The organism is Chlorobium sp. KB01, assembly GCF_001975465.1.
Taxonomy (GTDB): Bacteria; Bacteroidota; Chlorobiia; order Chlorobiales; family Chlorobiaceae; genus Chlorobium.
Genome location: NZ_MPJE01000066.1, coordinates 84821 through 101783, shown reverse-complemented (window position 1 = coordinate 101783; position 16963 = coordinate 84821). Strand labels below are relative to the sequence as shown.

Genomic DNA, 16963 nt, shown 5'->3' with positions numbered 1-16963 from the left:
ATCAATGAGCCGCCTGGAAGGTTTCCAGGCGGGCTTTGATGGCTTGGGCACTATCGAGTGTCAGGCACTCCCCGGCAAGTTCTTCGGTTTCGGCAATGGTGTAGTGTGATACCAGTGATTTAAGGTTCGGTATATCCGAGGCCACAACACTGAATCGTCTGAGTCCGCATCCAATCAGGAACGGCAGGGCAAGCGGGTCTGAACCCATGTCACCACATATCATGGCCCTGCAGTGGTTTCTGTTGGCGGAAGCAATAACCCGGTGCAGCTGGCGAATAATTGCCGGATGGAATTTTTCAAAGAGATTCTGCACAACAACATTGTTCCTGTCTACAGCGAGGGTGTATTGGGTAAGGTCATTGGTCCCGATGCTGATGAAATCTACACGTCTGGTGATTTCATCAATGATCTCCACTGCTGCCGGGACCTCAATCATTGCCCCTATTCCCGGCCTGTCAATCTGTTGCTCCGTCTCTCTGGATAGCTCCTCGATGTGGCGGTCGATAACCTTCCGGACATGGTGAATCTCTTCAAGAGAGATGATCATGGGGATTAAAATATCGATGTTGCCGTGGACATTAGCCCTGATTACTGCCCGTATCTGGTCATCAAGTATTTCAGGCATATCAATCAGTATTCTGACGCCCCTCCATCCAAGGTTAGGATTGGGTTCCCTTACCGGAGAGTAGATCAGCTTGTCACCACCGATATCAAAGAGACGGATGTCAAGAGGCATGGGTGCTATCACCTCAGCCATATCTCGATAATAGGAGTACTGTTCGGACTCCTTTGGCACTTTGGTTCCGTCAGTAAAGAGGTTCTCGCTTCTGAAAAGCCCTACACCTTCCCCACCCGAAGCCGTCAGGTTCTGGAGCTCCTCCTTGAAATCGATATTGGCGAAAAAGGTGATTCTGACACCGCATTTTGTTGTTGCCGGCAGCGTAGCGGTCAGTGATGCACTCTCTTCATGCTCTTTCTCCTCCTCTTTTTTCCGTTCATACCAATCAATTCGCTCCTGACCGGGATTGGTGATTACCACTCCTGTTGTTCCATCAAGGATCACAGGCATGCCGGTTGTCACCTTGTGAGAGAGGTTTCCGAGTCCCACGACCATCGGAATATTGAGTGACTTGCATATCAGGGAGATATGGGAGGTTGTTCCCCCTGAATCGGTTAAAAATCCCTTTACATTGCTTCGGCTGAGCAGGATCACATCGGCAGGAGAGAGATGATAGGATGCGACAATGACCCCTTCAGGAATCCATGAGTGCAGTTTTCGTACATGAAGGTTTCTGATGATCCGGTCCTTTATATCGAGGAGATCGTCAGCCCGTTCACGGAATATCTGTTCTTCAGAAGTTTTGAATTTTTCAAGATAGAGGTTGAACTCCTCCTCTATGACCATATGTGCCGGTTTTCTCTCGGAGAGAATTCGTGATGAGATGGTATCAATAAGTACCGGATCATGCAGGATCATGATCTGGGCCTGAAAAAGGTTGGAGTATCCTTTACCGAGTTTTCTTGTTGTTACCCGCTCAATTTTTTTCAGTTCTTTCTCGGAACGGTTCAGTGCGGCAAGAAAACGTTCAATCTCGTCATTGATATCCCCGTGTTTCAGTTCCTGGATCTCATGATGATCGGTCTCCTTGACAAAACTGTAGCATGTTCCGATTGCTATCCCTTTGGATGCACCGATCCCTGCATAGGACAGTTCCATTTCCTGCCCTGCTGTGTCGCTGTTTTTGATCGCTGGTTCCTTTGCTCCATCTGTTTTTCCGGAGTCCGGGGAGTGAGTATTGTCTGACATAGGTGAGGGTTAAAAGGGTGCTTCATCCTGATTTATGAATACTCCGGCATTGGATTTACCGGATTCCGGCAGTGAGGGCGCGTAGCGTTCAGGCTCATGGGATGTATCAGCAGCTTCGCCGGCGGTGATATAGGTATTTGCCGTTGACTGAAACCGCCCGTAGTTTTTCAGGAAGAGCAGACGGATGTCGCCAATCGGGCCATTTCTCTGCTTGCCTATAACAATTTCTACAACATCCTTGGTTGATGAGCCGTCCTCGAAGGTTGTTTTACCATACATTTCCGGACGGGAGAGGAACATGACAACGTCTGCATCCTGTTCGATAGAGCCGGACTCCCTGAGATCGCTGAGCTGGGGCCGACGGTCGCCCGAGCGCTGTTCAACCGAGCGGTTAAGCTGGGCAAGCGCAATGACGGGAATGTTCAGCTCCTTTGCCAGTGCTTTCAGCGACCTTGAAATCTGCGCAATCTCCTGTTCACGGTTTGTTTTCCCGTCACGTACAGGCGTGACCAGCTGAAGGTAATCGACCACAAGCATACCGATATTGTGCTCCTGCTTCATGCGGCGGGTTTTGGCGGCAAGCTCCATAATCGAGATACCCGGTGTATCGTCAATAAAGAGTTTCGCTTCATTGAGTTTATCCATGCTGTTGATGATCCTGCCCATCATTTCCGGCGTTATACGCCCGGTTCTGACAAGCTGGGACTCAACATAGGCTTCGGCGCACATGAGCCTTACGGCAAGCTGAACCTCAGCCATTTCAAGGCTGAAAAAAAGAACCGGTGTATCAAAATCGACTGCTGCATTCCGCGCAAGGGCAAGCGCAAACGCGGTTTTACCGGCAGATGGTCTTGCGGCAATGATGATCATATCGGAGCCCTGGAATCCGGCAGTCATCTGATCCAGTTCAGAGAATCCCGATCCGATGCCGGTGACGGAGGATTGTGATGCCCTGAGGGTTTCAAGCATCCGGATGCCGTTTTTCACCAGCTCTTTTATCAGTGAGGCTTTCTTTTTTATACCCGCCTGGGAGATATTGAAAAACTGCTGGGAAGCATGTTCAACCAGATCAAAAATATCCATTGACGAGCTGTAGGCAGCCCCGGATATCTTGGCTGATATGGAGATCATCCTCCGGTAGAGATACTTCTCCTTTGCCAGGCGGGCATAGTACTCGATATTGGCGGCGCTGATAACTTTGCCGGAGAGTTCCGCCAGATAGTGCCGTCCTCCGACAGGCTCCAGTTCGTTCATTTTCAGCAGCTCTTCACTGACGGTGATAATGTCAATAGCCTGCCGTTTATGGTAGAGCTGCATCATCGCCCTGAAGATGATCTGATGACGTTTTTCATAAAAAACCTCTTCACCATTATCACCGAATATCTGGATGACCTGTTCAATAGGATCATCTTCGAGCAGAATGCAGGCAAGGACCTCCTGCTCGATTTCAGTAGAATAGGGAGGAACGCGGCTCTCCTGACTGAAATCAATATCCTTGTCAAAATCTATGGCAACCGCTGCTTTCTTGATCATCATGCAATATCCTTGTCGTGAAGCGTTTCTTTTCCGCCCGTTTTTTTGTAATGGTGCTCCATCATCTGCACATCCTCCCAGCAGGCCCTTTTCCAGTTGGGGTTACGCAGCAGTGCGGCCGGGTGATAGGTCACAAAACAGTCAAACCCTTTCCATTCGATCAGCTTTCCCCTCATCATTCCCATGGAGAGGTTATTTTCAAGAATGGTATTTGCGGCAACCTTTCCAAGAATAAGAATGATTTTAGGCTTTAAAATCTGCAACTGCTGTTGCAGCCATGGCCGACAGAATCCGATTTCATCCTCAAGCGGGTTGCGGTTTCCCGGCGGCCGGCACTTCAGAATGTTGCAGATATAGACCTCTTCACGTTCAAAATGAACAGCCTGCAGAATTTTTGTGAGGAGCTGGCCGGATCTTCCGACAAAAGGCCGTCCCGACGCATCCTCTTCCGCTCCGGGGGCTTCGCCGATGACAACAATTTTTGCAAGAGGGCTCCCTTCGCCAACGACAACGTTCCGCCTTGTTTCGGCGAGCCGGCACTTTCGGCACGCCATTGCCGCTTTTTGCAGCTCCGCAAGCTGTTCAGCAGCCGAAGCGGAAGGGTGTTCACTGCCGGACGGCGTGCTCACTACAGGATCAAATAACAGGCCTTCCATGCAATTATCGGCTGTTTTTATGGAGAGGAGACTTTATCTCGCACTGTTTTTCTATGACCTCAAGCAACCGCTCTGCCGCGTCATGTTTTGTCAGTTGAGGCAGCTCGGTTGTTTTGCCGCTACGCTCTATCAGGGTCAGAATATTGGTATCAACTTCAAAACCGGAAGTTTTGCGATCAAAAAAGTTGAATGCTATCAGGTCAAGCTGCTTTGATTCCAGTTTCTTGCGTGCATTATCGATATCTGACTGCATTTCGAGTGCAAATCCTATGGCAAGTTGTTTGGTGCTTTTCTGCAGGCTGAACTCTGCAAGGATATCCGGGTTTTTTACAAGCGTAATCTCGATCTCTTCGGCCTCTTTTTTCATTTTTCTTTCATATGGTGCGGCCGGTCGATAATCTGCTACAGCCGCCGCGCCGATAAAGATATGGCAGCTTTGGAAAAAAGTTCGGGCGGCAGCATGCATCTCCAAAGCACTTTCAACATCGATGCGTTGCACTCCCGGAGGAGTTTCAAGATGAACCGGGCCTGTAATGAGGGTGACCAGTGCTCCGCGTTTTGCTGCGGCACCGGCTATGGCGAATCCCATCTTGCCCGAAGAGTAGTTGGAGATGTAGCGCACGCCATCAATTTTCTCTCTTGTCGGTCCGGCTGTCACAACAATGGATCTGCCCTGCAGGGGGGACTTTTGCTGTGTTGCGTGGAGGGCCTCTTCAAGATGGGTATGGATGGTTTCGGGCTCGGGCATCCGGCCGGTTCCGGATTGTCCTGAAGCGAGCTCTCCGCTTTCAGGTTTGAAGACCAGGCAGCCCTGTTTTTCAAGGAGTGCAATATTTCGCTGCACTGATGCAGAGAGAAACATCTGGCCATCCATGGCAGGAAAAACAAGTACCGGTTTGCCTGGCCGCAGTGTGAGAAAGCAGGCTGTGAGCATGTCGTCGCAAAGGCCTGCGGCCAGCCGTGCAAGAGTATTGGCTGTGGCCGGGGCAATGACCAGCGCGTCGGCCCACTCGCCAAGCGAGATATGGTGTGTGTAATCGGTTTCCGGTGTGTCAGCAGGAGGGAATATATTCCGGTAGACAGGCTCCTGGGAAACGGTTGCAAGCGCAAGTTCACTGACAAAACGGGCGCCGCCGTCGGTAAGGGCAACCCTGACATTTGCCCCTGCTTTTTTCAACACTCTTACCAGTTGCGGCGTTTTGTAGGCGGCAATGCCGCCGCAGATGCCGATGATGATGTTTTTGCCTCTCAAGAGCTTATTTCCTGTGGGTTTATTTCAGAATGGTTAACCTGTCAATTTACAAAAACAGCAGGATTTATTTTTTTTTGCCGGATGAAGGGATAATTCGTTTCCAGAACTGATCCCATGAGTTGAACCGCTCCCTGTAGGAGACACTTGCACCCCATGTTTCCGAAGGTTTCTGCAAATTGATGCTCGATGTTTCATTTCCGGTCTGACCGTAAGAGCGATAGGCTTCCAGGTATATTTTCGGAGTTACACGGTATTCGATTTTTTGTGCAGTACCGTAATAGTCTGACATAACAGATTGTTTCATGCTCGGAGAACTGCCTGTGCCTACAAAGCGGACTTTCCCGCCGGTACCGGGGACGTTGAGTGCAAAGTACAGATCAAGTCCGCTAAGGGCTCCGCGGTTGTCCACGCCGACATTGACATTGAAGCTTTCGATTCCGGCAATATCCTGCACGACTCTTGAGAGCTGTGAAGAAATCATACCGGTTCCGGTCGATATTCCGACGTTTGATGCAAAGCCGGTATTCTGGCTGCTGCTGCCCGGTCTGATATACCACTGCTTGGAAAGCAGCATGGTGATAACATTCAGCTGCGCGTTCGGGTCTATCTGGCTTGATTGTCCGCCGATGGTGTTCCGGGAGGAGAAGGGTTGAGACTGCTCGTTGAGGTAATAGCCCATCTCCACCTGTGGTTCATTGAGCGAACCGGTGATGGCAAGCAGCAGTTTTACATTATCCCGTTCAGCGGTCTGCTGGTTTACAGCAGTTACGTATTTGGCTCCATACAGATTGTCCATAACGCCGCCCCGGATGTCAGCGTTGTTCCAGGCTACCTTGCCACCATCCTGCAGGTCAAAATTTGAGTTGGAAAATTTGTATTTACCTCCGATGACATTCACCGAACCGAAGAGCCGGTAGAGCTGATCGGTTTTATTGACAACAAGTGAGAGATTGTTTACCGTTGTTTCAATCTGTTCGCCTCTGAGGCGGTCAAAAATTACACTGCACTTGATCGGTACGTTACTTGTCAGCCTCAGGTTTTTTATCTGGAGGATATCAAGCAGTGAATAGTAAAACTCTGCGGGTTGAACAGCTGCGTTACTTCCGGCAATCTCAGCTGAACTTTGTGATGGATAGCGCGGAACAAATTCAATGAACTTGTTGACTCCAATATACTTCGCGCTTTCATTGGCTCCAGCCCGGTAGAGAGAGAAATCGGCAGCGTTGATACGCAACTCTCCTTCGGCAAGCGGGGAGGTGAATGTGCCATGCAGCAGCAGATTGTTTGTAGAACCGGTTATGGTTCCAAAAGAGGTTTCATCCTTCCGGTCTTTTTTGTTGAACAGTAACAGATTGTCAATCCGGCATTCAAGAGCAAGTGCTCCCGGTTCCAGTTTGTCAAGTTTTACCACGCCGTTGATACGCCCTGTGCCCTTGAGATTGTCGCGGATTTTGATATCGCGAAGTTCGATCGCTTTCGGGGTTATAAAGAGCTCCCCATTGAGCAGATAGGTGACCTGGGTGGGTTCAATTCTGATTTTTGTATCAAGCAGCCGGCTTGTCAGATAGATATCGGGTGTCGGTGTTCTCCCTTCAATTTTGAGTGTTGTCGGTATTATGCCTTCGGCATCATCCACGATGGGAACTATATATTTGAGCAACTGCGCGGAAAGATTATCCGATCGGAATGAAACTCTTATGGGTTGTTGCGGTGCAGTCCGGAAGTGCAGGGGGTAGTAACTGAGTTCCAGCGGAATGGTTCCGCTTCCCTCGAACGTGTTCATTACCACTATCGGTTTTGCACTGTTCAGTGAGCCCGGTGAGCTGTTATGCATCTCAAACTGAAGCTGGCCGGAACTGTGCCGAGCTGTGCCCTGCACGGTTCCTATCCGGATTTTATCATAGCGGATATCCTCTCCGTTCAGTTTGAGTGCCGTTGTTTTCGCGCCGGGTGTACCGCTGACTGTCAGAGAGGCATTGATGGTTCCTGCAAGCAGATCAAGTGATGGATTGATGGCTAACTGTCTCAACTCCCTGAGCTGAACTTTGTAGAGTATACATTGAAAGGTACCTGACTGAGAATTGCTGAGCTCTCCATTAAGCACAATCTGCTGACCCCCTTTCATCAGACTGAAACGGTTGAAGAGTGCTGAAGTTCTGCCGAGCATGATATGTGACTTTTCAGATGCCTGCCAGATACCTTCAGCATCTTTCAGAGAGAGGTGGTTAACGGTCAAATCATAGCTGCTGCCGCTTTTTGCGGCTGATAATTTTGCCGAAAAGTTCTGCTTCGGTTCAAGGGTGGAGATGTCGAGAGTGGTCTCAAGCCGTGAAGGGGTATACAGCGCAGTAAAGATGGCTGCACCTGTTTTTTTGCCGGCCAGGGAGAGTGATGCTGCCTTTGCATTTACCGATGCTTTTTTCGTCCCGCTGGCAGTACACTCCACTCCGGCCGCCATAGCGAGCTTCTCTATGAGCACACTGTTCTTGGCCTTCAATTGTTCGACTCTGATTGCACTCTCTATCGAGCACTCACCATTACTGTACAGGGCTCTCCCTTCAGCACGTCCCTTCACAGAGAGCGCCTCCACAGGGAAGAGTCGCTGAAAGGGTGAGAGATCTTTGATTGTTACCAGGTAGTTGACCGTGAATGGTTTTGTCAGTTTGCCCGAGCTGTTTTCAGGAGCAGGCATGGTTGACTGCCAGATATTCTGTGATGCGATCTCCCTTGCGATTCCGGAGCCTGCAAGCCTGCCAAGAGCAATCAGCTCGTCAAATGAAAAATTTCCTTCGGTAAGCAGGTCAAAAAAATCACTGTTGATCGTGGTTCTGGAGCTGCCGGGTTTCTGTACAATTTCGACCGATGCCTTTGAATTCTCTTTCAGCCGGATATTGTTGATTTGAGAAGGCGCGAACTTCATCATGGCAAAAACATTCAGGGCTTTCGCGTCAACACCTGATCCATTCATGCTGAATGTGCCGTTCAGATCGGTTTTATACTGCTCTGAACCGAGGATTTTTGATAGATCAAGAGCCGTGGCCTTGCCGGATGCCTGGTAACGGGTTGCTTTATCTTTCAGGTCGACTCCCCCGTCAAGGCTGAATGTTGTGAGATTGTTTTTGAGCGAGACCGTAGCTGCCAGCATGTCATTACCGAAGTCAAGCAGCATACTACCCTCTTTGATCGGCTGATTCTGCCAGTAGGAGTCGGCCAGCTTCAAGTCAAGCTTCAGGCGGTTGATCTTTTTGTTGACCATAACGCCTTCAAAACTGCCGGATGCGTTGATCAGACTTTTTTCTCCACCCGCGTCAACCAGTTTTTGCGGTTTCAGGTTTTTCAGCACCATGGTGCCTTTGGAGGAAAACTGTTCCGATCCCTCTTTTGATGTCTCTGCATTCAGGGAGAGATCTCCAGGAGCAGTTCGAAGGGTCAGTTCTGACTTGACCGTTTTCAGATTACCTTTTACCCGTCCGAGAAAGGTAATGTTACCGGTTTTTTTTGCGATCTCCCGGTAGGTACTCTTCTGCAGGAGAGACTCGATAAATGCACCCTCAATCCTTGAGCTGTCACATTCAAGCTGATAAGCCAGGGCATTTCTGTTTTGCAGGTTGAGCAGTTCGCCTTTTACGATGATGCGGTTTTTAAGGTGTGTCAGGTTTGCATCCAGGATTTTGACATTATCTTTTTTTCCTTTTGCGTTACCCTTCAGGGTGTACATTCCGTCGGGAAGAAGAAGTGCCGGAAAAAACGGTTTCAGATCACTGCTTTGGAGGGAGAGCTCCTGAATATTCAAAAATGAGTCGGCGCGTAAAAGTTGCTTTTGAATCAGGGAGGAGAAGATCGTAAAATTGTCAAAAGTGGCCGAGAGTTCAGCTTTGCTTTTATTTGCCTCGGCTTTCAGTGCAATTATTTCTGCGCGGTTTTCCGAAAAGAGAAAACTGCCCGATGCCTGGTGCAGGGTGATGTTTTCGCGGGGGAGTGTGAGTCTGAGCCGGAGTGTATCAAGTTTGCCCTTCAGAAATTTTTCCTTTATGGTGAACGATGTGAGTTCCAGGTTGATATGGTTCACCGAAAGCTGAAGGGCGTTCGGGTTGCTCTTCTTTCCGGTATAGGTGAGCGTGCTGTTTTTCAGTTGCAGTTTTTTGCTGAAAAAATGATCCAGTGGAGCCTGCTTTATATTGGGATCGCGAAAAGCAAAGAGCTGTTCAATATTGAGTTTGCCGTTTTCCTGTTCGATAACTCTCGCGTTCAGCGAATCGGCAACAAGCCGCCGCAAATAGAGTTTTCTGATTTCAGGCTGGAGGAAGGTGAGGAAGTTTACTTTTGCTGAAACTTTGCGCGCTTCAAGCGCAGGAACCGCTTCGCCGGGGCTGTATATACGGGGGTTAATCAGGGTGACACTGTTGGGGAACTTCAGGTGAAGTTCGCCGAGTTCAAGACGACCGACAAAGTTTTCGTTAAAAAGAGCAGTTGCCCGCTCTTTGACCAGCAGGTCAATGACTCCGCTGTTCAGAACAAACAGAGCGACAAGCGACAGAAGAAAAATGAATGCCGTGAAAACTGTCAGCAGTTTGATGGTGTAGCGTTTAATCCTTTCCACTGCCGGGTGATGGGTTAGTGTAGAGCTGAAGAATTTTATCTATAATATTGCTTGTTGAACGGCCTTCGAGCAGTGGTACGGTCAGTACTTTGCCGCCATTTTCCAGGACAGCTTTTGCTCCGGCAATCTGTTCAACAGCCCAGTCGGCTCCTTTGACCAGAATATCCGGCAAGAGAAGATTGATAAGCGATTCGGGCGTATCTTCTTCAAAAAGGGTAACCGCATCGACCGCCTGAAGTGCCGCAAGTACGGCGGCCCGGTCGGCTTCAGAACAGACAGGACGATGCACTCCTTTCAGCCTTCTTACTGAAGCATCACTGTTGAGGCCGATCAGAAGGATATCTCCAAGTTGTTTTGCAGCAGCAAGATACTCGACGTGTCCGGCATGCAGGATATCAAAGCAGCCGTTTGTAAATACAACTTTTTTACCGTCAGCCTGCCATGCCCGTACATTGACAAGAGCCTCATTCCGGCTCAGCAGCTTATGGGAACCATGCATAGTTGCCATCTTTTTGCTATACTTTGCCCGGTAGAGTATGAAAAGATAATTGGCCGAATTTTTTTTCAATTTAGCGTATACTCTTCGATTGTCCGCATGCTAAAATACAGGTTTTCCATGAAGCGAAGCTGGGAGGATAGTGACGGGGTGGCCGATCGGGTGCTTTATGGTTTAATTATGATGATCGGCTGGTTCGTCAGAACGATAAGCCGTAAACACTCAAGTGCGTTGGCTCGTGCGCTGGGTGATTTTGTCTACAGGGTGCTTAAAATGAGGCGTTCACTTGTTGAAGAGAATCTTGCCCTTGTTTTTCCTGAAAAACAGAGCGGGGAGATTACGGCGATTGCCCATCAGGTTTACCGGAACCAGGCAGAGAATTTCATTGAAGTACTCCGTCTTCCCATGATCAAAACCGCTGAAGATGCCGCACGGCTTCTTGATCTTGATGCTCGTCTTCTGCTCTCTGAAACTCTGGAGAAGAAGAGGGGATGCGTGATCGTATCAGCTCATTTTGGCAACTGGGAGCTGATGGCGCTCTGTTCCGGACTGTTGATGGCCCCTTTTACTATCGTGGTAAAGGAGCTGAAGAATCATGCCATTGATCGTAAAATCAATAGCTGGAGGACGATGCAGGGGAACAGGATCGTCTATGACTGGCAGGCGCTTCGCACGGGGTTGCGAACGCTCCGGGAAGGGGGGATAGTAACAATTCTCGGTGATCAGTCTGATTCGGGGGGATCATTTTTTACCGAGTTTCTCGGAAGAAGGACCGCAGTATTTCTTGGTCCGGCCTTTCTTGCCCTGAAAGCAGGAGTGCCGCTCTTTGTTGTGATGTGTCGCAGTATAGGCAATGGACGGTATACCATCGATATAGAAGAGATTGATATGAGTGATCTTGGACGTGAAAAGGCGGATGCCGAAGAGCTTGCCCGCCGGTATACAAAGGTGATTGAACGCTATATTTATAAATATCCTGAAGAGTGGTTCTGGCTGCATAATCGCTGGAAGCGAACGGAACCCTGAGGCGGGTTTTACCGCTGGCTCCTTTTTGTATAAGAGGGGCTGAAAATGTAGATTGCGTTCGGGCATTGCTGGCTGTCACAATAACCTCTTTATGAAAGTATTATCAAGGATTGTTCGCTATCTGCTCCCCTCAAAAGGCAAGATTGCACTTGTTCTGGTTGTCAGCATCATGACCTCGCTGCTCGGGGTTGTTTCAATCTATTCAGTCCTTCCTCTTCTGAATGCGGTTTTTACTGCCGACCGCACGATTGCGGGTTCGGTCCCCCCTGAAACTGCCGCGCTGCAGAGCAGGGCGCCTGAAAAAAGTTCCGACCAGGTTCCGGTTGTTTTTAATGGCTTTGATACCGAAAAGCTCAAGGCTTCGGTGACGGAGTCCTTTGCAGAAGCGTTTCATGCCGAGACCAAAGAGAGAACCCTGCTCAATATCTGTCTCTTTCTCATAGGTGCATTTGCCGTAAAAAACCTGTTTGTCTATATGAACGGTCAGCTCCTCTACCGGATTCAGACCAAGACGGCCAAACAGCTCCGCGATGATGTATTCAATAATATCATTGAGATGCACCTGGATTATTTTAACAAGAACAGGGTTGGCAATCTGATGAATCTGGTTTACAACGACGTTCAGACGGTTAATGAATCGGTAAGTTCCACCTTTGTCAATTTTCTGCAGAACCCGTTTGCGGTGGTTGTTTACGCTTGTGTCCTTCTTGTTTTGAGCTGGAAGCTTACGCTTTTTGCAACGGTGACTTCGCTGCTGATATTTTTTGTGATCAGCATAATCGGCAAGCAGGTGAAGGGTCTGGCGGCAGCGTTCCGCACAAAAATGGGTGATATGAACTCGGTCTTGCAGGAGAAGTTCAGCGGGATCAAGGTTATCAAGTCAAGTGCATTTGAAAATGTCGAACTTCAGCGTTTTCAATCGTTTACAAGGGATTTCCGGAAACTCGATATCCGGATTGCAAGACTTCGTAATATTATCAGTCCGGTTAATGAAACGCTGCTGGTTGCGGCCATTGCCCTCGTGCTCTGGTTTGGTGGATTGCAGGTCTTTGAGGGAAGGATGACCTCCTCAGAACTGATTCTCTTTGCCTTTACACTCTACTCCACCATGGGACCGATCAAGAAATTCGGAGATATCAGTAGCCAGATGGCTGTCGGAAAGGCCTCTGCTGAACGGCTCTTTGAGCTGCTTGATACGGTGCCGGATATCAGTAACGGGAGTTGCTCCATAACAGGTTTTTCCCATGAGATCCGCTTTGAGGACGTCTCGTTTAAATACAGCAAGGAGGCAGATGCTCCCAATGTGCTTGACCATGTCTCTTTTGAACTGAAGAAAGGGGAGATGGTTGCACTGGTCGGACAGTCGGGATCAGGAAAGTCGACGACGGTCGATCTTCTTCTGCGTTTTTATGATGTTGATTCAGGCCGTATTACCATTGACGGGATCGATATCCGGGAGTATGACTTCAAGCAGTTGCGCCGGATGATCGGTGTGGTCAGCCAGGAGGTGATTCTTTTCAATGATACCATCAAGGAGAACATTGCCTACGGGATCCATGGAGAGATCAGCCAGGAGAAGGTAATCATGGCGGCAAAAATGGCCAATGCCCATCAGTTCATTGAGGAAAAACCCGAGCAGTATGATACCCTGATCGGAGACCGTGGGGTACAGCTTTCAGGCGGACAGCGACAGCGGCTGGCTATTGCCCGTGCCATGGTGAAGAATCCTGAACTGCTGGTTTTTGATGAGGCGACCAGTGCTCTTGATAATGAATCCGAAAAGGTAGTGCAGGAGGCAATAGACCATGCCCTTGAAAACCGTACGGCTCTGGTTGTCGCTCACCGGCTCTCAACTGTCAGGAATGCCGACAGGATCATTGTCATGGAGAGGGGGAGAGCGGTTGAATCCGGAAGTCATGAAGAGCTTCTCGCTCTTGGCGGGTTATACCGGCAGCTCTATGATATTCAGTTTTCCGGCAAGACGCAGGAGTCCGAACGGACGCCGGTTGCTTCCTGAATATACCGCCAATGCCGACTGGTACGGGTGCTCTTTTATCCCTTCAATCCTTCCGCAACCATGGCAAATATTCCAAATCGTTTTGTTGTCGTCATTCCGGTATTCAACCAGCTTCATTACACATCGCAGTGTGTTGAAAGCCTGCTCAGGCAACATGTCGAAACTGATGAGATCCTGATTATCGACAACGCCAGCAGCGATGAAACACCGCTCTGGCTGGCGCAACATTCCGAATTGAAACATCTCCGTAACAAGATCAATCTCGGTTGCGGCTGTGCCTGGGCTCAGGGCGTGGTTCTCAGTCCGGATGCCGAATGGATAGTACTGCTCAATAACGATGTGCTTTCGGGGCCTGAAGCGATCCATAACCTGCTTGATGCAGCAGAACGTGAAAAGCTTGGAGTCGTAAGTCCGGCGCTGCTTGAGGGGCCGAACGACTACGATTTTGAGGATTTTGCTTCGAAATTCCAGAAAAACATGTCCGGTATGATTCGTCGGGGGCGCTTCCATGGGGTCTGTTTTGCTATTCATCGGAGCGTTACTGAGAAAATCGGTTTTCCTGACACCGACCGGCGTCTGGGGGGATATGAAGATGCCGAGTTTTTCTTCCGCTGCCGGCGAGCAGGGATTCCGGTCGGGATTGTCGGTGATTCGGTCTTTCACCACTTCGGCTCTATTACCCAGAAGGCCATCAAGCAGAAGACGGGACAGAAATCTCTCGGAGACCTCAACTATTTCCGCTCCAGGGTTGGTTCAAAATGGTGGTCAAGGAAGCGGGATAAATTTGTGTCAAGGTTTATTTTCAGGAAATGGATCAGCGATGAACGGGCAGGAACAGGCTGTTCACTGCATATGATACGCAGGGATGGAGCATGGGAGCTTCGTTGATCATCCGGCCATTGATGATATGGAATACTCTAAGGGGTTTAATGTTTGCTGCGGCAGCCGTATTTGAGCGATGACCATGCATAAAGGCAATCCGCGACACATACTTGTTATTGTACAACGCTCCAACGGCGATGTCTTTCTGAGTTCGCCGTTGATCGAGGTGCTTTTCCGTGTTTATGGCTGCCCGGACATCGATCTGCTGGTCAACAGCGACACGCTTGCTATAGCCGGGACGCTTCCGCATATAAAACAGATACATCTCTTCTCCTACAATGTCGCGGGCAAGGGGAGGGGTTCCCAGACTGCTGATCTGCTGAAAAGGATTTCCCGCCGCTATGACTTGAGTATCAATCTGACGGCAAGTGACCGTTCAGTTCTGTTTGCCCTGCTTTCCGGGCGAAGAGCCATAAGCGCAGTGGAGCCTGACCGGAAAAAATCCTGGTGGAAGCGCCTCTTTCTTTCGGCCCATTACGAGTTTGATGCGACCCGGCACATCATTGAGAACAATACCACCGCTCTTGACCTTCTGGGTATTGGTTCCGGCAAGCCGACCATCAGCTCCTGCCACTCCCCGCAGGCTGACGAACGTGTCAGGCAGATGCTGGAAGGGGCCGGTATCGGCGAATTTCTTATTGTTCACCCCGGAGCACAGTATAACTACAAGGTATATCCCGAGCGGCTCAGAAACACTCTGTTTGAGCGCCTGAACAGTTTCGGCATACCGATAGTTGTCACCGGTGGCAAAAGCCTGCTTGACCTTGAGATAAAAGGAACACTGCCGAAGCTTGAAAATGTTCATGATTTTATCGGCAGGACAAGTATGGATGAATTGATTGCGCTGAGTGATCGATCCCTTGCTTATATTGGAGCCGATACGCTGAACATGCATATTGCTGCTTCGCAGAACAAACGTATTTTTGCCATTTTCGGCCCGACAATTCCAGGCATGTGGTCTCCCTGGTGCAACGAACTCCACACCGGAACCAGGCTGAACAGGCCTTTGCAGACTTATGGCAACATTACCATCTTTCAGGCTGACATGCCCTGCGTCTCCTGCGGTCGCGCTGGTTGCGATGATCAACATGGTGTCAGCGAATGCCTTTACCATATTGATCCCGATCTCATCACTAACGAAATTGAGCATTGGCTAACAACATTTCGGTAACGATCCTTACCAAGAATTCCGCAGCCTTGCTTGCCGAGTGCCTCGGTGCGCTTGAGGTGTTTACGGACGTTGTCGTTGTCGACAATGGATCGACCGATGATACAATTGCTGTCGCTTCACGCTTCAGGAACGTCCGACTCTTCGAGCACCCCTTCACCGGGTTTGGCCCGATGAAGAACATTGCGATTGACAAGGCTGCCAACGACTGGATCTTCTCGGTTGACAGCGATGAAATTGTTACTCCGGAACTGTCGGCCGAGATTTTGAGTCTCAAGCTGGACAGCAGCCGCATCTATGCTGTGGAGCGTGATAACCATTACCGCCGAAGGCTGATTTGTGGCTGCGGCTGGCAGAACGATCAGGTCCAGCGGCTCTTCAACAGGAAGCGTACCCGATACGACGACAAGCTGGTTCATGAAGGGCTCAAAATGGATGACCAGCTTCAAACGGAGCTTCTGAAGGGCAGGTTGAACCATTATCCCTACGACAATGCGTCGCAGCTCGTCCAGAAAATGCAGCACTACTCCACGCTCTGGGCTGAGGAGCATCGTGGTCGGAAAAAAGCCTCCCCCTTCAAGGCGCTCTTCTACGGAGTACTCACCTTTTTCAAGTCCTACCTGCTCAAGAAAGGGTGGCTTTACGGTTACGAGGGGCTTCTGATCTCGATTTCAAATGCGAACGGGGTTTTTTACAAATACATCAAGCTCTATGAATCCGACAGATCTCACAGCCTGTAGTCTGGTCATCACTACCTACAACGCACCTGATCTGCTGGATCTTGCCATCCGGAGTGCACTTGCGCAGTCCGAGCCGCCCTCTGAAATCCTTGTTGCCGACGACGGCAGTACAAGCGATACCGCACTGCTCATTGAAACTCACAGGGTTCGTTCGAGAGTGCCGATGGTTCACCTCTGGCAGGAAGACCTGGGGTTCCGGGCCGCCTCTTCGAGGAACAGGGCGATTGCTGCGGCAAAGGGCAATTACATCGTGATCGTTGACGGAGATATACTGATGCATCGCGACTTCATCAAGGACCATAAACGGCTGGCGCTTGCAGGTACTTTCATTCAGGGTTCAAGAGTGCTGCTTTCGAAGGAGAATACCCTGAATCGGTTCGTTACGAAGAATATCACCGTCTCCCTCTTCGAAAAGGGGCTTGAAAACCGTAAAAATGTTCTGCACTTACCGCTGCTTTCAAAGCTTCTTGCCTTGAAAAGCGGCTCCCTGAACGGTATACGAAGCTGTAATATGTCGTTTTTCAGAAACGACTGCATCCGCATCAACGGATTCAATGAGGATTTTATCGGATGGGGACGCGAGGACAGTGAATTTGCCGCCCGGCTCATCAACAGCGGCATTCTCCGCCGAAATGTCAGGTTCAGCGCCATTGCATCGCATCTCTGGCATCCGGAGAACCCGAAGCACCTGCTCTCTGAAAATGATCGTTTACTTGAACAGGCTGTCGTCGGCAGGCTCGCCACCTGCCCGAATGGCATCGATAAATACCTGGCAAAGAGATAATT

12 protein-coding genes are annotated in these 16963 nt (G+C 49.7%); 6 read left to right on the top strand and 6 right to left on the bottom strand.

Annotated features, from left to right (window positions below):
- Window position 1 precedes the first annotated feature (1 nt).
- The 6 genes from ptsP to rfaE2 all read right to left on the bottom strand — a co-directional run bounded on the left by ptsP (window position 2) and on the right by rfaE2 (window position 10356).
- Window positions 2-1807: a phosphoenolpyruvate--protein phosphotransferase gene (ptsP, locus tag BOO20_RS06990; protein ID WP_076791619.1), complete on the bottom strand. Its 1806-nt coding sequence runs from the start codon at window positions 1805-1807 to the stop codon at window positions 2-4.
- 9 nt (window positions 1808-1816) lie between these two features.
- The gene (gene dnaB / locus BOO20_RS06985) at window positions 1817-3343 is read right to left on the bottom strand and encodes a replicative DNA helicase (protein WP_198935429.1); all 1527 of its coding nucleotides are present in this window, start codon (window positions 3341-3343) and stop codon (window positions 1817-1819) included.
- Window positions 3340-3996: a uracil-DNA glycosylase family protein gene (locus BOO20_RS06980; protein WP_076791617.1), complete on the bottom strand. Its 657-nt coding sequence runs from the start codon at window positions 3994-3996 to the stop codon at window positions 3340-3342. The genes dnaB and BOO20_RS06980 overlap by 4 nt, the downstream gene beginning before the upstream one ends.
- A 4-nt stretch (window positions 3997-4000) precedes the next feature.
- Window positions 4001-5248, bottom strand: coding sequence for a bifunctional phosphopantothenoylcysteine decarboxylase/phosphopantothenate--cysteine ligase CoaBC (coaBC, locus tag BOO20_RS06975; protein WP_076791615.1), 1248 nt, complete (start codon window positions 5246-5248; stop codon window positions 4001-4003).
- Window positions 5249-5312: 64 nt separating this feature from the next.
- A complete protein-coding gene (locus BOO20_RS06970) occupies window positions 5313-9848 on the bottom strand; it encodes a translocation/assembly module TamB (RefSeq protein WP_076791614.1) in 4536 nt (1511 codons plus the stop codon).
- Entirely contained in the window at window positions 9835-10356 is a 522-nt protein-coding gene (rfaE2, locus tag BOO20_RS06965) for a D-glycero-beta-D-manno-heptose 1-phosphate adenylyltransferase (protein WP_076791667.1), read from the bottom strand. The genes BOO20_RS06970 and rfaE2 overlap by 14 nt, the downstream gene beginning before the upstream one ends.
- Window positions 10357-10464: 108 nt before the next feature.
- Here rfaE2 and BOO20_RS06960 point away from each other — a divergent pair, with 108 nt between their 5' ends.
- From BOO20_RS06960 to BOO20_RS06935, 6 genes are all read left to right on the top strand, one after another.
- On the top strand, window positions 10465-11370 hold the full coding sequence (locus BOO20_RS06960; RefSeq protein WP_076791612.1) for a lysophospholipid acyltransferase family protein: 906 nt from the start codon (window positions 10465-10467) through the stop codon (window positions 11368-11370).
- A gap of 91 nt (window positions 11371-11461) precedes the next feature.
- The gene (locus tag BOO20_RS06955; protein WP_076791610.1) at window positions 11462-13387 is read left to right on the top strand and encodes an ABC transporter ATP-binding protein; all 1926 of its coding nucleotides are present in this window, start codon (window positions 11462-11464) and stop codon (window positions 13385-13387) included.
- Between the two features lie 60 nt (window positions 13388-13447).
- Window positions 13448-14275 carry a glycosyltransferase family 2 protein gene (locus tag BOO20_RS06950; protein ID WP_076791609.1) on the top strand — a complete coding sequence of 276 codons (828 nt, stop codon included), beginning with the start codon at window positions 13448-13450 and terminating at the stop codon, window positions 14273-14275.
- A 70-nt stretch (window positions 14276-14345) separates the two neighbouring features.
- On the top strand, window positions 14346-15440 hold the full coding sequence (locus BOO20_RS06945; RefSeq protein ID WP_083694588.1) for a glycosyltransferase family 9 protein: 1095 nt from the start codon (window positions 14346-14348) through the stop codon (window positions 15438-15440).
- A complete protein-coding gene (locus tag BOO20_RS06940; protein WP_076791607.1) occupies window positions 15419-16177 on the top strand; it encodes a glycosyltransferase family 2 protein in 759 nt (252 codons plus the stop codon). The genes BOO20_RS06945 and BOO20_RS06940 overlap by 22 nt, the downstream gene beginning before the upstream one ends.
- Window positions 16149-16961 (top strand): glycosyltransferase family 2 protein, encoded by an 813-nt coding sequence (locus BOO20_RS06935; protein ID WP_076791605.1) that lies wholly within the window; start codon window positions 16149-16151, stop codon window positions 16959-16961. Before BOO20_RS06940 ends, BOO20_RS06935 begins: the two co-directional genes overlap by 29 nt.
- Window positions 16962-16963: the final 2 nt, after the last annotated feature.

Excerpts from the sequence above, each read along its gene's own strand:
- ptsP (WP_076791619.1), bottom strand. The coding sequence starts at position 1,807 with ATGTCAGACAATACTCACTCCCCGGACTCCGGAAAAACAGATGGAGCA.
- dnaB (WP_198935429.1), bottom strand. The coding sequence starts at position 3,343 with ATGATGATCAAGAAAGCAGCGGTTGCCATAGATTTTGACAAGGATATT.
- BOO20_RS06980 (WP_076791617.1), bottom strand. The coding sequence starts at position 3,996 with ATGGAAGGCCTGTTATTTGATCCTGTAGTGAGCACGCCGTCCGGCAGT.
- rfaE2 (WP_076791667.1), bottom strand. The coding sequence starts at position 10,356 with ATGGCAACTATGCATGGTTCCCATAAGCTGCTGAGCCGGAATGAGGCT.
- BOO20_RS06960 (WP_076791612.1), top strand. The coding sequence starts at position 10,465 with ATGAAGCGAAGCTGGGAGGATAGTGACGGGGTGGCCGATCGGGTGCTT.
- BOO20_RS06955 (WP_076791610.1), top strand. The coding sequence starts at position 11,462 with ATGAAAGTATTATCAAGGATTGTTCGCTATCTGCTCCCCTCAAAAGGC.
- BOO20_RS06950 (WP_076791609.1), top strand. The coding sequence starts at position 13,448 with ATGGCAAATATTCCAAATCGTTTTGTTGTCGTCATTCCGGTATTCAAC.
- BOO20_RS06945 (WP_083694588.1), top strand. The coding sequence starts at position 14,346 with ATGACCATGCATAAAGGCAATCCGCGACACATACTTGTTATTGTACAA.
- BOO20_RS06935 (WP_076791605.1), top strand. The coding sequence starts at position 16,149 with ATGAATCCGACAGATCTCACAGCCTGTAGTCTGGTCATCACTACCTAC.